Here is a 13083-nt window from a genome sequence, read left to right on the forward strand (position 1 = left end):
GCCCCACACAGCCCCCACCCTTTTTGCGGTGGGTGCGGGCCTCTGTGAGGGCGGCTTCAGCCGCGAAGAGGCCAGTACAGCCACGCATTTCTCGCCGCCTGATGACCTGGATCAATTGACACTCGCCATATCACGATTCATGGCGTTAACCCAATGCGGCATAAGGTCGCAACGCGACCACTGCGTGCCATCACCGGCGTATCATGGCCCGCAGAGCGCTAGCAGATTGCGCGAGACTGCAGCCGGCATGCACTGGCCGCAGCGTTTCTCCACTGCCGTGGGACATGATGATGAGCAAGCACATTCCGGTACATGACGTAACCCCGCCTGCCAGCAAAGGGAAGGACTCCGTCGACCTCTACGCCTCGCGCGAAAAAATCTACACCCGCGCCTTCACCGGCCTGTTCCGGCGCCTGCGCATGGTAGGCGGCGCGGCGCTGTTTCTGCTGTATTTCGGCACCGTGTGGCTGAACTGGGGCGGCCACCAGGCAGTGTGGTGGGACCTGCCGGAGCGCAAGTTCTACATCTTTGGCGCCACCATCTGGCCCCAGGACTTCATCCTGCTGTCGGGCATTCTGATCGTTGCCGCCTTCGGCCTGTTCTTCATCACCGTGTACGCCGGGCGCGTCTGGTGCGGCTACACCTGCCCGCAGAGCGTGTGGACGTGGATCTTCATGTGGTGCGAGAAGGTCACCGAGGGCGACCGCAACCAGCGCATGAAGCTGGACAAGGCGCCCATGAGCGGCAACAAGTTCGTGCGCAAGCTGGCCAAGCACAGCCTGTGGCTGGTGATCGGCTTCGTCACCGGCATGACCTTCGTCGGCTACTTCGCGCCGATACGCGAACTGGTGATCGAATTTTTCACCGGCCAGGCTGATGGCTGGTCGTACTTCTGGGTCGGCTTCTTCACCCTCGCCACCTACGGCAATGCGGGCTGGCTGCGCGAGCAGGTGTGCGTATACATGTGCCCCTATGCGCGCTTCCAGAGCGTGATGTTCGACAAGGACACCCTGATCGTGTCCTACGACCCGCGCCGTGGCGAAACCCGTGGCCCGCGCAAGAAAGACGTGGACTACAAGGCCAAGGGCCTGGGCGACTGCATCGACTGCACCATGTGCGTGCAGGTGTGCCCCACCGGTATCGACATCCGTGATGGCCTGCAGATCGAGTGCATCGGCTGCGCGGCGTGCATCGATGCCTGTGACAGCATCATGGACAAGATGCACTACCCCAAGGGCTTGATCAGCTACACCACCGAGCACAACCTGTCCGGCCAGAAAACCCACATGCTGCGCCCACGGCTGATTGGCTACGCCATCGTGCTGCTGGTGATGATCGGCGCCTTGGCCACGGCCTTCGCTATCCGGCCACTGGTGGGCCTGGACGTGAGCAAGGACCGCGTGCTGTACCGCGAGAACGCCCAGGGGCGGATCGAGAACGTGTACAGCCTCAAGGTGATGAACAAGGACCAGCGCGACCATGTTTACGTACTGGACGCCGCCGGCTTGCCGGACCTGAAACTGGACGGCCAACGCGAGATTCACGTGGCCGCCGGCGATATCGTCAGCCTGCCCGTGCAGTTATCGGTGGCACCCGAGAAGCTGCCCTCGACCACCAACGAAGTCACCTTCATCCTCAAGAGCGCCGACGACAGCGACGCACAGGTTGAAGCCAAGAGCCGTTTCATCGGCCCCCAGATCCGCTAGGAGAGACGTACGACAATGCCTGCCACCGCCGCCAGCCCCTGGTACAAGCACCTTTGGCCCTGGATCATCATCGGCATCCTGACCACTTCGGTCTGCCTGAGCCTGACCATGGTCAGCATCGCCGTCCGCAACCCGGACAACCTGGTGAACGACAACTACTACGAGGCTGGCAAGGGCATCAACCGCTCCCTAGACCGCGAACTGCTGGCCCAGCAACTGGGCCTCAAAGCCAGCGTGCACTTGGATGAACTGACCGGCGAGGTGGACCTGCGCCTGACCGGCAGCAGCCACCCGCAAACCCTGGAGCTGAACCTGATTTCGCCGACCCAGCCGCAGAAAGACCGCAAGGTGCTGCTGAGCCAGGCCGAAGCGGGCCGGTACGTGGGGCAACTGGATGACAAGGTGGACGGCCGCCGCTTCGTCGAGTTGCTGGGCAACGAAGGCGGCCAGGTATGGCGCCTGTTCGAGGAAGAAAAGGTCGAGCACGGGGTGGACCTGCAATTGGGTGACGAAGCCCTGCAAGGTGCCGAGCGCCAGCAATGACCCAACCCACCCCCTGCTTTCACTGTGCCTTGCCCGTTCCTGCGGGCAGCCAGTTCAGCGCCGTCGTGCTGGGTGAGCCCCGGCCATTCTGTTGCCCAGGGTGCCAGGCGGTGGCCGAATCGATCGTGGCAGGGGGGCTTGAGCACTATTACCAGCACCGCAGTGAAACCAGCGCCAACCCCGACGCCCTGCCCCGCCAGTTGCAGGATGAGCTGGCGCTGTACGACCGCAGCGATGTGCAGCAGGCTTTCGTGCGCCACGAAGGCCAACTGGCCGAAACCATGCTGCTGGTAGAAGGGGTAAGTTGCGCGGCGTGTGGCTGGCTGATCGACAAGCACCTGCGCAACCTGCCCGGCGTGGCCGAGGCACGCCTGAACCTGTCCAACCACCGCCTGCTGCTGAGCTGGGACGACCAGCAGTTGCCGCTCTCTGCGGTGCTGGCACAGTTGCGCCAGATCGGTTATGCCGCCCATCCCTACCAGCCGGACCAGGCCGCCGAGCAGTTGGCCCGGGAAAACCGCAGCGCCTTGCGCCGCCTGGGTGTGGCCGGGCTGCTGTGGTTCCAGGCGATGATGGCAACCATGGCCACCTGGCCGGAGTTCAACATCGACCTGTCGCCCGAAATGCACACCATCCTGCGCTGGGTGGCGTTGTTCCTGACGATCCCGATCGTATTTTACAGCTGCGCGCCGTTTTTCAAGGGGGCTGCCCGCGACCTGCGCACGCGCCACCTGACCATGGACCTGTCGGTGTCACTGGCCATCGCCCTGGCCTTCGGTGCCGGCATCTGGACCGCTATCACCGGCAGCGGGGAGCTGTACTTCGACACGGTGGGCATGTTCGCACTGTTCCTGCTGACCGGCCGCTACCTGGAACGCCGAGCCCGCGAGCGCACGGCTGCGGCCACGGCGCAACTGGTCAACCTGCTGCCAGCCTCGTGCCTGCGCCTGGATGCACTGGGCCGCAGCGAGCGCATTCTGCTCAGCGAACTGCGCTGCGGCGATACCGTGCAGGTGCTGCCCGGGGCCGTGATCCCGGCCGACGGGTGCATCGTCGAGGGCCGCTCGAGTGTGGATGAGTCACTGCTGACGGGCGAATACCTGCCGCAGCCGCGCCGCGCTGGGGAGCGTGTGACGGGCGGCACGCTGAACGTCGAAAGCACCCTGCATGTAGCGGTCGAGGCCGTGGGCCATGACTCGCGCCTGTCGGCCATTGTGCGCCTGCTGGAGCGGGCACAAACCGAAAAGCCGCGCCTGGCGGAAATCGCCGACCGCGCCTCGCAACTGTTTCTGTTGTTTTCGCTGCTGGCCGCCGTCGCCATCGGCCTATGGTGGTGGCAGCAAGCCCCTGACCGCGCGTTCTGGATCGTGCTGGCGATGCTGGTGGCCACCTGCCCATGCGCACTGTCGCTGGCCACCCCCACCGCGCTGACAGCCGCCACCGGCACCTTGCACAAGCTGGGTTTGCTGGTGACCCGGGGCCATGTGTTGGAAGGCCTGAACCAGATCGATACGGTGATTTTCGACAAGACCGGCACACTGACCGAAGGCCGCCTGACATTGCGCAGCATTCGCCCGCTGGGCAGCCTGGGGGCCGATGAATGCCTGAGCCTGGCCGCCGCCCTGGAAAACCGCTCCGAGCACCCCATTGCCAGGGCGTTTGGCCGCGTTGCCAGGGCTGCCGAGGCTGTTCAGACAGTGCCCGGCCTGGGCCTTGAGGGGCAGGTCGACGGCCAACGCCTGCGCATCGGCCAGGCGGCGTTCGTGTGCGCCTTGAGTGGCACACCGGCACCTGCCATTCCCGAGCCCCGGGGCCAGTGGCTGTTGCTGGGCGGGCGCCAGGGGCCGCTGGCCTGGTTCGGCCTGGACGACCGCCTGCGGGACGACGCCCTTGCCCTGCTTGCCGCCTGCCGTGCCCGTGGCTGGCGCACGCTGCTGCTGTCAGGCGACAGCTCGCCGATGGTCACCGAAGTGGCCGCGCAACTGGGTATCGACGAAGCCGTGGGCGGCCTGCGCCCGGACGACAAGCTGGAGCGGCTGAAGGCCTTGCAGCAGGCTGGGCGCAAAGTGCTGATGTTAGGTGATGGGGTGAATGACGTGCCGGTACTGGCTGCCGCCGACATCAGCATCGCCATGGGCAGCGCCACCGACCTTGCCAAGACCAGCGCCGATGCCGTGCTGTTGTCCAACCGCCTGCAGGCGCTGGTACAGGCCTTCGAACTGGCCCGGCGTACGCGGCGCAATATCCTCCAGAACCTGCTGTGGGCAAGCCTGTACAATGGCCTGATGTTGCCCTTCGCGGCGGTTGGCTGGGTCACCCCCGTGTGGGCAGCCATCGGCATGTCGGTCAGCTCGCTGGTGGTGGTGCTCAACGCCCTGCGCCTGACCCGCCAGCCGGCCCTGGCATCACCGGCCACCCCTGCAACCTACCAGGTGAGGAAATCGCCATGCCCGCCCTCTATATCATGATCCCTGCGGCGTTGCTGCTGGTCGGCGTGGCCGTGTACATCTTCTTCTGGGCAGTGGACAGCGGGCAGTACGACGACCTGGAAAGCCCCGCCCACAGCATTCTGTTCGACGACCAGGACCCGCGCCACCAGGCAGCGGTGAAGGCGCCGCCGACCGACCTGCCCCCCTCACACGAACAACCCGAGGAACAACTACCCCGTGCATGACCTGCTCCCCCTGCTGGGTTCTGCCCTGGTGCTGGGCCTGCTGGGCGGTGGCCACTGCCTGGGCATGTGCGGCGGGCTGATGGGCGCACTGACCCTGGCCATCCCCCCCGAGCAACGCAGCAGGCGCCTGCGCCTGCTGCTGGCGTACAACCTCGGCCGCGTGTGCAGCTATGCCTGCGCCGGGCTGCTGCTGGGCCTGGCCGGCTGGGCCGTGGCCAGCGGCCCGGCAGCGGTGGTGCTGCGCACGGCGGCGGCGCTACTGCTGATTGCCATGGGCCTGTACCTGGCCGGCTGGTGGAGCGGGCTGACGCGGGTGGAGGCCTTGGGGCGCGGGCTGTGGCGGCACATTCAGCCGCTGGCGACGCGCCTGCTGCCGGTGTCCAGCGTACCCCGTGCCATGCTGCTGGGGGCCTTGTGGGGGTGGCTGCCCTGCGGGCTGGTCTACAGCACCCTGCTGTGGGCGGCCAGCCAGGGTAATGCAGGCTACAGCGCGGCCCTGATGCTGGCCTTCGGCCTGGGTACCTGGCCGGTGCTGCTGGCCACCGGGCTGGCGGCAGAACGGGTAAACGCTTTGTTGAGACGGCGCAGCGTGCGCGTAGCAGGCGGGGTGCTGGTGATGCTGTTCGGCATCTGGACCCTGCCCGGCCCGCACCAGCACTGGCTTATGGGGCATTGAAACGGCCACGTGTCGCGGGCGGTTGATACAAATCAACACAGATTCCTACAGACGCCCCTAGACTCCGGAGCATTGCTGCTCTTTCCGGGGACCGCCCTCATGCTCGACGACCTACGTTGGGACACCGACCTGATCCGCCGCTACGATCTGGCCGGGCCACGCTACACCTCCTACCCGACCGCCGTGCAACTGCACAGCGAGGTGGGCTCGTTCGACCTGCTGCACGCCCTGCGCGAGAGCCGTCGGGCGGTGCGCCCCCTGTCGTTGTACGTGCACGTGCCGTTCTGCGCCAACATCTGCTACTACTGCGCCTGCAACAAGGTCATCACCAAGGACCGCGCCCGTGCGGCGCCCTACCTGCAGCGCCTGGAGCAGGAAATCCAGCTGGTGGCCTGCCACCTGGATGGCAAACAGCGTGTTGAACAGCTGCATTTTGGCGGCGGTACGCCCACCTTCCTCAGCCATGTGGAGCTGCGCCAACTGATGGCGACGCTGCGCCAGCACTTCAACCTGCTGGACGACGATTCCGGCGATTACGGCATCGAAATCGACCCCCGCGAAGCGGACTGGTCGACCATGGGGCTGTTGCGCGAGCTGGGCTTCAACCGCGTCAGCCTGGGTGTGCAGGACCTGGACCCCGCCGTACAGCGTGCGGTCAACCGCCTGCAAAGCCTGGAGCAGACGCGCACGCTGATCGAAGCTGCCCGCACCCTGCAGTTCCGCTCGATCAACCTTGACCTGATCTACGGCCTGCCACGGCAAACCCCGGAAGGTTTCGCCCGTACCGTCGAAGAAGTGATCCGCCTGCAGCCCGACCGGCTGTCGGTGTTCAACTATGCCCACCTGCCCGAGCGCTTCATGCCGCAACGGCGCATCGAGGCCGGCGAGCTGCCCAGCGCAGCCGCTAAGCTGGAGATGCTGCATGCCACCATCGATCAGCTGACCGCCGCAGGGTATCGCTACATCGGCATGGACCACTTTGCCCTGCCAGACGACGAACTGGCCATTGCCCAGGAAGAAGGCACCCTGCAGCGCAACTTCCAGGGCTATACCACCCACGGGCACTGCGACCTGATCGGCCTGGGCGTTTCGGCCATCAGCCAAATCGGCGACCTGTACTGCCAGAACAGCAGCGACCTCAACACCTACCAGGACAGCCTGTCCAACGCCCAGCTCGCCACCCAGCGCGGCCTGCTGTGCAACACCGACGACCGTATTCGCCGGGCGGTGATCCAGCAACTGATCTGCCACTTCGAACTGGATTTCGAGCCTATCGAAAAAGCCTTCACCATCGATTTCCGGGGATACTTCAACGACCTTTGGCCCGAGCTGCTGACCTTGCAGCGCGACGGCCTGATCCGCCTGGACGACAAGGGCATTCGGATCCTGCCAGCCGGACGCCTGCTGGCGCGCTCGGTGTGCATGGTGTTCGACGCCTACCTGGCCATGCAGAACCGCCAGCGCTTCTCGCGGGTGATCTGACGGCCGAGGCGTTCAGCCGCATGGACAACCGCCCCAGCCAGGCGGACCATAAGCGCACAGGAACTCCGGCAGTTGCCTGCCGGGGGTTTCGCCGGGTCGTACCATAGTCGAGCACGCTGGCCTACACCCTCCTTCGTGGGTTACCCTTACGGCTTATGTGTGCTTTCCCACAAGGATCGAGTCAAAATGTCCGAGCCAGTCAAACTGCGCCCACACAACCAGGCCCATTGCAAGGATTGCAGCCTGGCCCCACTGTGCCTGCCTCTTTCGCTTAACCTGGAAGACATGGATGCATTGGATGAAATCGTCAAGCGGGGTCGCCCGCTGAAAAAAGGCGAGTTTCTGTTCCGCCAGGGTGACAATTTCGGCTCGGTCTATGCAGTTCGCTCCGGCGCCCTGAAAACCTTCAGCCTCAGCGACAGCGGCGAAGAGCAGATCACCGGCTTCCACCTGCCCAGCGAACTGGTGGGCTTATCGGGCATGGACACCGAGGCCTACCCGGTATCGGCCCAGGCCCAGGAAACCACGTCGGTGTGCGAAATCCCCTTCGAGCGCCTGGACGAGCTGTCGGTGCAACTGCCCCAGCTGCGCCGCCAACTGATGCGGGTGATGAGCCGTGAAATCCGCGACGACCAGCAGATGATGCTGCTGCTGTCGAAGAAAACCGCCGACGAGCGCATCGCCACCTTCCTGGTCAACCTGTCGGCGCGCTTCCGCGCCCGTGGGTACTCGGCCAACCAGTTCCGCCTGAGCATGTCGCGCAACGAAATCGGCAACTACCTGGGCCTGGCGGTGGAAACCGTCTCACGGGTGTTCACACGCTTCCAGCAGAACGGCCTGCTGCATGCCGAAGGCAAGGAAGTGCACATTCTGGACCCGATCCAGCTGTGCGCGCTGGCCGGTGGTGCAATCGAGGCCTGAGGCGCGCTTTAGCAGGTATACTTGGCCATTCGTTTTCCCAGGATACCTGCAACAATGCACAGCGACGCTTTCGACCTCAAAGCCCTGATCCGCCCGGTAGTGGACTTCCCCAAACCGGGTGTGATCTTCCGCGATATCACCCCGCTGTTCCAGTCGCCGCGCGGGCTGCGCTATGTAGCCGACCAGTTTATCGAACGCTACGTCGAGGCCGAGTTCAGCCACATCGGCGCCATGGACGCGCGCGGCTTCCTGATCGGTTCGATCATCGCCCACCAGCTGAACAAGCCACTGATCCTGTTCCGCAAGCAGGGCAAGCTGCCCGCCGACGTGCTCAGCGAAGGCTATCAGACCGAATACGGCGAAGCGTTCCTTGAAGTGCACGCCGACAGCCTGTGCGAGGGGGATTCGGTGTTGATCTTCGATGACCTGATCGCAACGGGCGGCACACTGCTGGCAGCTGCCAATCTGGTGCGCCGCACCGGTGCGCAAGTGTTCGAGGCCGCAGCCATCATCGACCTCCCCGAACTGGACGGCTCGCGCCGTTTGCAGGCGGCAGGCGTGCCCACCTTCTGCCTTACCGAGTTTTCCCTCAGCGAGCGCTGAGCGGCCAAGCGGCGTGCTGCAGGGTCGGCTTGCAGCGCGCCCGGTTACAGCGAGATCGGCCGACGGCCCGCAAACGCGTGGGCCAGGGTGCCGCCATCGACCATTTCCAGCTCACCGCCCAGGGGCACCCCGTGGGCAATGCGCGATGCCACCAGGCCTTTCTCGGCCAGCAACTGCGCAATGTAATGGGCTGTTGCCTCACCTTCCACCGTTGGGTTGGTTGCCAGGATCACCTCGCTGAAGGTGCCCTGCTCCTCGATGCGCGCCATCAGTTGGGGAATACCGATGGCCTCGGGCCCCAGGCCGTCCAGCGGGGACAGATGCCCCTTGAGCACGAAGTAGCGGCCACGGTAACCGGCCTGCTCAACGGCATAGACATCGGTGGGGCCCTCTACCACGCACAGCTGGGTATCGTCACGCCGTGGGTCGGCGCACTGCGGGCACAGGTCCTGCTCTGTGAGGGTACGGCACTGACGGCAATGCCCTACCCCTTCCATGGCCTGGGTCAGCGCCTGGGCCAAGCGCATGCCGCCGCTGCGGTCGCGCTCAAGCAGCTGCAGGGCCATGCGTTGGGCGGTTTTCTGGCCAACGCCGGGCAGGATGCGCAGGCCATCGATCAGTTGGCGGATGAGAGGGCTGAAGCTCATGGGAAAGGCCTGACAAATCAATAAGAGGCGGTTTATACCCAGCGTGGGCAGTGGCGTCAAATCCGCCATTGTTCCTGCGCCTGGCTATTTCGACCGCAGTACGCCAGTAACAGCGCAAAAAAAACCGCCGCTGGTTTCAGCGGCGGCTCGTGAGCCTGAAAATGCCTTAGAACGGCATCTTGAAGCCCGGTGGCAGTTGCATGCCAGCGGTCATACCGCCCATTTTTTCCTGGCTGCTCTGCTCGATCTTGCGCACAGCGTCGTTCAGGGCTGCCGCAATGAGGTCTTCCAGCACTTCCTTGTCGTCTTCCTCGGTCGACATCAGGCTCTGGTCGATGCTGACGCGCTTGACGTCATGCCGGCCAGTCATCACCACGCTGACCAGGCCGCCACCGGACTGGCCGGTGACTTCCGCGTTGGCCAGTTCTTCCTGCATTTTCTGCATCTTTTCTTGCATCTGCTGGGCCTGCTTCATCAGGCCGGCCATGCCACCTTTCATCATGGGGAGGTACCTCGATTGGGTCATGTAATGCAGCCCGCCAATAAGCCGGTTGCATGGTTATCGGTTATTGGCCCTGACTGGCCAGGGCCTCTACAGGCTCAATAGTATCCTGACGCACCTTGGCGCCAAACAGCTTGATCATCTGCTGGATCAACGGGTCTTGCTCGATCGAGGTCACGGCTTCGTGCTGGCGCTCGATGCGTTTGCGTGAAGCCGCCTGGGCAGGGGTTTCCTGCTCGGGGAGGACCAGTTCGATGCGCAGGTTGAGGGTGCGACCCAGGTGCTGGTTGAGCGCCTCGTTCAGGCGCCGCTGCTGGGTGGCGTTGAACAGCGCACCCTGGCCAGGGTCCAGGTGCAGCAGCCAGTCGTCACCCTCGGCCGCGATCAGCGTGCAGTTGGCTGCGATGTTGCCTGTCATGCCCGATACGGGCAACTGCGGGAATAATTCCAGCCATTGCAGGGCCAGGCCGGTGGCAGGCCTGGCTGCAGGCAATGGCTCGGCAGCAGGCTGGGCGGGCTCCTCCTGCACATGCTCGGCGAGCTCGTCCAGGTAGCTGAAGCCAACGGGGTCACTCTCGCCCACGTAATAGTCTTCGTCCAGCGGCGGTTCGTCGTCGCGGTCCATGCCCACGGCGGCATAGGCGCCGGGGTCGAACGGCGGGGCGTCGTCATGGGAAGCCACAGGCGGCTGTGCAACCGGCGGCGCAATAGGCTCGGGCTGGGGCGCAGGCGCCGGGACAGCGGCCTGCGCGACAGGCAGCGCAGGCTCTTCCCAGGGCAGGTCGACCACCTCGGCGACGGGCTCGGGTACCGAGATGGCTTCGATTTCGGCCTCTATCTCGGGGTCGCGTTGCGCCTCTGGCTCATGGTCAGCGGTGGCCGGGGGCGGCACCTCCACGTCCGGGGCAGCCGCCACCGGCTCAAGCGGCACGGCCTGCACTGCCGGCTGCGCCACGGGGGCCTGGGCTGCCACCGGCTCTGCGGAATCAGCTGTGGCCTGGCTGATCCCCACCGGCTTTAGCTGCGGCTTCGGCGCATCGTCCGTATCGGCCGGGCGGAATGCCAACATGCGCAGCAGCACCATCTCGAACCCCCCGCGCGGCTCCGGCGCCAAAGGCAGGTCGCGGCGCCCGATCAGGCCCATCTGGTAATAAAACTGCACATCCTCGGCCGGCAGAGCCGCAGCCAGGGCCAACACCCGCTCGCGATCACCCTGGCCGTTGTCCACGGCTTCTGGCAGCGCCTGGGCAATGGCGACGCGGTGCAGCACGTTGAGCATTTCGGCCAGCACACCTGCCCAGTCCGGGCCCTGCTCGGCCAGGTTGCGAATGGCCTCCAGCAAGGCCCGCGCGTCGCCCTCGAGCAAGGCCTGCAGCACATCGTAGACCTGGCCATGGTCCAGGCTGCCGAGCATGGCGCGCACATCGGCGGCCAGCACCTTGCCCTCGCCAAAGGCGATGGCCTGGTCGGTCAGGCTCATGGCATCGCGCATCGAGCCATCCGCCGCACGGCCCAACAGCCACAGCGCATCGGGCTCGAAGGGTACGTTCTCGGCCTGCAGCACGTGGCTGAGATGTTCCACCACCCGTTCCGGGCTCATGTTCTTCAGGGAGAACTGCAGGCAGCGCGACAGGATGGTAGCCGGCAGCTTCTGCGGGTCGGTGGTGGCCAGGATGAACTTGACGTAGGGCGGCGGCTCTTCCAGCGTCTTGAGCAAGGCGTTGAAGGAGTGGGTAGACAGCATGTGCACTTCGTCGATCAGGTAGACCTTGAAGCGACCACGGCTGGGGGCGTACTGCACGTTGTCCAGCAGCTCGCGGGTGTCTTCCACCTTGGTGCGGCTGGCGGCGTCGATCTCGATCAGGTCGACGAAGCGGCCTTCGTCGATTTCGCGGCACACCGAGCAGGTGCCGCAGGGGGTGGAGGTGATGCCGGTTTCGCAGTTCAGACACTTGGCTATGATGCGTGCGATGGTAGTCTTGCCCACACCACGGGTACCTGTGAACAGGTAGGCATGGTGCAGGCGCTGGTTGTCCAGCGCGTTGATCAAGGCCTTGAGCACATGGGCCTGGCCGACCATTTCGCGAAACGAGCGCGGACGCCATTTACGTGCAAGAACCTGATAACTCATCGAAAAACCATCGTAGCCTGATAGTGCGGAAGATCGCTAATGCTAGCGGAGCGGGGGCAAAATTGCACCCTGCCTGGTTGGTCTAGACTTGGCTAACACCTGTGCGGCTCACGGAGGAACTGCTTTGCGAACCTTGCTGGCCCTGTTGCTGTTATGGACGGCGCAATGCCTGGCGGATCAGCCGGTGCTGCGTTTTTCGGTGGCGGAGAGCTGGAGCATGCCACTGGTGCGCATCGAAGGCGATCAGCCGGTCGAAGGCCTTCTGTACGACCTGATGCAGGCGGCCGCCAAGGCGGCGGGTGCCCGCGCCGAATACCACGTGATGGCCAGGCTGAGGCTGGAAGAGGCCATGAACGGCGGCGACATTGATGTGCGCTGTTATGTCAGCACCCAGTGGCTGATCGACCGGCCCAAGGATTTCATCTGGAGCATCCCGCTGATTCACCAGCGCGATCTATTGGTAGCCCGCGCCGGGGAAGCCGGCCCTGGCCTCCCGGAACAGCTGCCGCCCCAGGCCATCGGCACGGTGCTGGGCTACACCTATGCCACCTTGCAACCGCTGCTGGCGCAGAACCGCGTGCACCGTGAAGACAGCCGTAACCAGTTGCTGGCCCTGCAGAAGCTGCAGGCCGGTCGCTACCGCTATGCGGTGAGCAACCAGCTGTCCTTGCAGTGGTTCAACCGCCAGGCGCCTGCAGGGCAGCAACTGCAGGCGCTGGCGGTGCTGGATGACCAGGACCTGGGGTGCATGGTGCGTAATGACCCCGACATCCCGGCACAGGCATTTTTGCGGGCGCTGGTACGAATGAAGGCATCAGGGGAAATCGAGCGGCTGGTCGAACGCTATGGCGGCTAACCGCCTTTCCTTTCAAACCCACGCCACCGGATTGAGATTTACAAGGGGCAGAAATGGAGGCGGCCCCGTCAGCCACACCCCGGCACTCGATGTTCCCGCTATGGCTGCTCCCTTCCGGGCCTGACCAGGTTAACGGGTAATCAATGCGGGGGGACCGACAGGGCCACCACTACATGTCTCGCTGAGCAGCGAGTGGCGCCATTGTACCGGGACTGGGCGCAGATACAACCTCTGAGGTAGAAAAAGTCATCGTTTCTCAATGACTTGACTGGGGGGCGGGAGTTTTTTTGGGGGGGCTGATCGCGAGCTGCGCTCGCTCCTACGCTTGTTTCGGGCCAATTA

Annotated in this window: 12 protein-coding genes and 1 other RNA gene; 9 read left to right on the forward strand and 4 right to left on the reverse strand. The window is 64.6% G+C overall.

Features of this window, described 5'->3' with window-relative positions; all coding sequences use genetic code 11:
* The first annotated feature begins 290 nt into the window (after positions 1-290).
* The 8 genes from ccoG (at position 291) to IAE38_RS22865 (ending at position 8605) form a co-directional block, all read left to right on the forward strand.
* The gene (ccoG, locus tag IAE38_RS22830; protein WP_201219431.1) at positions 291-1706 is read left to right on the forward strand and encodes a cytochrome c oxidase accessory protein CcoG; all 1416 of its coding nucleotides are present in this window, start codon (positions 291-293) and stop codon (positions 1704-1706) included.
* Positions 1707-1721: 15 nt separating this feature from the next.
* A complete protein-coding gene (locus IAE38_RS22835) occupies positions 1722-2249 on the forward strand; it encodes a FixH family protein (RefSeq protein WP_060483570.1) in 528 nt (175 codons plus the stop codon).
* Positions 2246-4717: a heavy metal translocating P-type ATPase gene (locus IAE38_RS22840; protein ID WP_201219433.1), complete on the forward strand. Its 2472-nt coding sequence runs from the start codon at positions 2246-2248 to the stop codon at positions 4715-4717. The genes IAE38_RS22835 and IAE38_RS22840 overlap by 4 nt, the downstream gene beginning before the upstream one ends.
* Positions 4696-4923: a cbb3-type cytochrome oxidase assembly protein CcoS gene (ccoS, locus tag IAE38_RS22845; RefSeq protein WP_201219435.1), complete on the forward strand. Its 228-nt coding sequence runs from the start codon at positions 4696-4698 to the stop codon at positions 4921-4923. The genes IAE38_RS22840 and ccoS overlap by 22 nt, the downstream gene beginning before the upstream one ends.
* Complete coding sequence (locus IAE38_RS22850) at positions 4916-5599, forward strand: sulfite exporter TauE/SafE family protein (RefSeq protein ID WP_028632163.1); 684 nt, start codon at positions 4916-4918, stop codon at positions 5597-5599. Before ccoS ends, IAE38_RS22850 begins: the two co-directional genes overlap by 8 nt.
* Positions 5600-5698: 99 nt before the next feature.
* Positions 5699-7081 (forward strand): oxygen-independent coproporphyrinogen III oxidase, encoded by a 1383-nt coding sequence (gene hemN / locus IAE38_RS22855; protein ID WP_060483572.1) that lies wholly within the window; start codon positions 5699-5701, stop codon positions 7079-7081.
* Positions 7082-7267: 186 nt separating this feature from the next.
* Positions 7268-8002: a Crp/Fnr family transcriptional regulator FnrA gene (gene fnrA, locus IAE38_RS22860; protein WP_028632161.1), complete on the forward strand. Its 735-nt coding sequence runs from the start codon at positions 7268-7270 to the stop codon at positions 8000-8002.
* Between the two features lie 54 nt (positions 8003-8056).
* Complete coding sequence (locus IAE38_RS22865) at positions 8057-8605, forward strand: adenine phosphoribosyltransferase (RefSeq protein WP_023535921.1); 549 nt, start codon at positions 8057-8059, stop codon at positions 8603-8605.
* A gap of 44 nt (positions 8606-8649) precedes the next feature.
* Here the strand turns inward: IAE38_RS22865 and recR are convergent, their stop codons facing one another.
* From recR to dnaX, 3 genes are all read right to left on the reverse strand, one after another.
* A complete protein-coding gene (recR, locus tag IAE38_RS22870; protein WP_028632159.1) occupies positions 8650-9252 on the reverse strand; it encodes a recombination mediator RecR in 603 nt (200 codons plus the stop codon).
* Positions 9253-9418: 166 nt separating this feature from the next.
* Positions 9419-9754 carry a YbaB/EbfC family nucleoid-associated protein gene (locus IAE38_RS22875; protein ID WP_023535908.1) on the reverse strand — a complete coding sequence of 112 codons (336 nt, stop codon included), beginning with the start codon at positions 9752-9754 and terminating at the stop codon, positions 9419-9421.
* A gap of 64 nt (positions 9755-9818) precedes the next feature.
* Positions 9819-11885 carry a DNA polymerase III subunit gamma/tau gene (gene dnaX / locus IAE38_RS22880; protein WP_201219437.1) on the reverse strand — a complete coding sequence of 689 codons (2067 nt, stop codon included), beginning with the start codon at positions 11883-11885 and terminating at the stop codon, positions 9819-9821.
* Between the two features lie 124 nt (positions 11886-12009).
* Here dnaX and IAE38_RS22885 point away from each other — a divergent pair, with 124 nt between their 5' ends.
* Positions 12010-12741: a substrate-binding periplasmic protein gene (locus IAE38_RS22885; RefSeq protein ID WP_201219439.1), complete on the forward strand. Its 732-nt coding sequence runs from the start codon at positions 12010-12012 to the stop codon at positions 12739-12741.
* A gap of 63 nt (positions 12742-12804) precedes the next feature.
* Here the strand turns inward: IAE38_RS22885 and ffs are convergent.
* An RNA gene (ffs, locus tag IAE38_RS22890) (signal recognition particle sRNA small type) lies at positions 12805-12901 on the reverse strand.
* Positions 12902-13083 lie beyond the last annotated feature (182 nt).

Source organism: Pseudomonas sp. S32 (assembly GCF_016648095.1).
GTDB lineage: Bacteria > Pseudomonadota > Gammaproteobacteria > Pseudomonadales > Pseudomonadaceae > Aquipseudomonas > Aquipseudomonas parafulva.